Annotated in this window: 2 protein-coding genes; both read right to left on the minus strand. The window is 37.5% G+C overall.

Annotation, left to right across the window (positions count from 1 at the left end; translation table 11 throughout):
* Positions 1-80: 80 nt before the first annotated feature.
* On the minus strand, positions 81-764 hold the full coding sequence (locus tag ACTNEW_RS16190) for a hypothetical protein (protein WP_441062837.1): 684 nt from the start codon (positions 762-764) through the stop codon (positions 81-83).
* 5 nt (positions 765-769) lie between these two features.
* The gene (locus ACTNEW_RS16195) at positions 770-1,480 is read right to left on the minus strand and encodes a vWA domain-containing protein (RefSeq protein WP_441062839.1); all 711 of its coding nucleotides are present in this window, start codon (positions 1,478-1,480) and stop codon (positions 770-772) included.
* Between the last annotated feature and the right edge of the window lie 122 nt (positions 1,481-1,602).

Consider the following 1,602-nt stretch of genomic DNA (forward strand, 5'->3'; position numbering starts at 1 on the left):
GCCGTTTCTCCGCTGACAAAGTGATTTATGCAGACTGACAGCGCAGTCAGGGAGATAAAAGCATCTATTATAACGTGCCGTTAGCTCCGCTGACAATTCGCCGTTTCACATTTACTATCAGATTGTAGTCCATTAGAAAAAGTTTGAATAAAGCACTTCTTTATCCTTTCGTCAGTAGCATCCCATCGTTGCGTTTGAATTTCATACAATCTTGGCATTAATTCATTTACATGATTTCTGATGGAATTGCTCTGATTATTAGGATCAAATGAAAATAATGCATTGCTTCCATATATATCGGGTGCAGCAAGACTAACAGACAAATCATTTTTTGTGCAATATTCTTCTGATGCTTTGCCATCCAATGGAAATCCACCTATAAACATACGGTAGAAGAATACCGCAAGTCCATAATAATCCGAGTACAAATCATATTTATGATTTATGTAACACTCAGGAGCTAAATAACCATCTGTTCCCCGAAGAGAAATTCCCGATAAGTTCATCGCATATACATCGGTGATTGATACGCTACAATCTGTTGTGCTGATGAGTATATTTCCCTCATTCCATTCATTGGCAATCATCAACCCTTTAAGATGAAGTTCGTGGCATTTTCTTGCCAAGCAGAACGCAATCTTACAGAGTGAATAATCATCTGGATAGGTATCCTCGTGCCACAATTGATATAAATTGAGTTTTTCTTTACCAATCTTTTCTGGAACAATCTCGTCACAAGCTATGATAATTGCTTCATCATTCATTATTCTCACCACCAACCATCATTTTCTTCGTCCCAATTTTCCGTAGGATCAAGCAGTGTGTAATTATCATCATCTAACGCTATACTGATAAGCCCTCCACTCAAGACTTTGCAAATATTAGGCAAATCATCGCAAGATTCGACAAAAAACGAGAACGTTTTATCCGAATCAGTTCTACCATCGGTGTGCTCTATGTTTCCTCGTGATGCAAATGAATCAAGTTCAATGCTATATTTATGCCTTAATCCTATAGATGCTCTTATCGTTTGACATTTACGTATGTTTTTTAAATCATTCAATGAATTTCCCACTCTATCAGCAAGATTTACCATGCCATCCGTTATAAGCATCAAGACAGGTGACAGCCAAGAACTACTGCCTAAATACTCACGTCTGTCAGTTCGTATTGACTCCACAGCTTCATGGATGGCACTTGCGATATTGGTTCCACCATACGGTATCAATTCGAAGTTTCGCCACGTATTTATAGCCTCTGTTATATATTCTCCATGATTCCTATTCCCGACAGCATAGGAAACCAAATCATTAAATGTAAGTATCCGTATATAGCTTAAGATTTCACGTTCTTCAGAAATGTTATTGATTTCTTCCAACATGGTATCTATTGCGTTTTTAACACCTATAGCTAAACTATTCGGATCCAAAGCATGAGACCCCATAGATCCGGAATTATCAATCAATATAATCCAGTTCATTTTCCAGTATGTTGTTATCCGGCATTTTATCTGGTCCTAAACCATACCGCATTCAATCAAATTAAAAAGAGGCACAGCATAAATTATTCTGATGGATTTTACATCGGATTGCTTTACGCTGT

It is taken from the genome of Blautia sp. HCP3S3_G3, assembly GCF_052063365.1.
Taxonomy (GTDB): domain Bacteria; phylum Bacillota; class Clostridia; order Lachnospirales; family Lachnospiraceae; genus Blautia_A.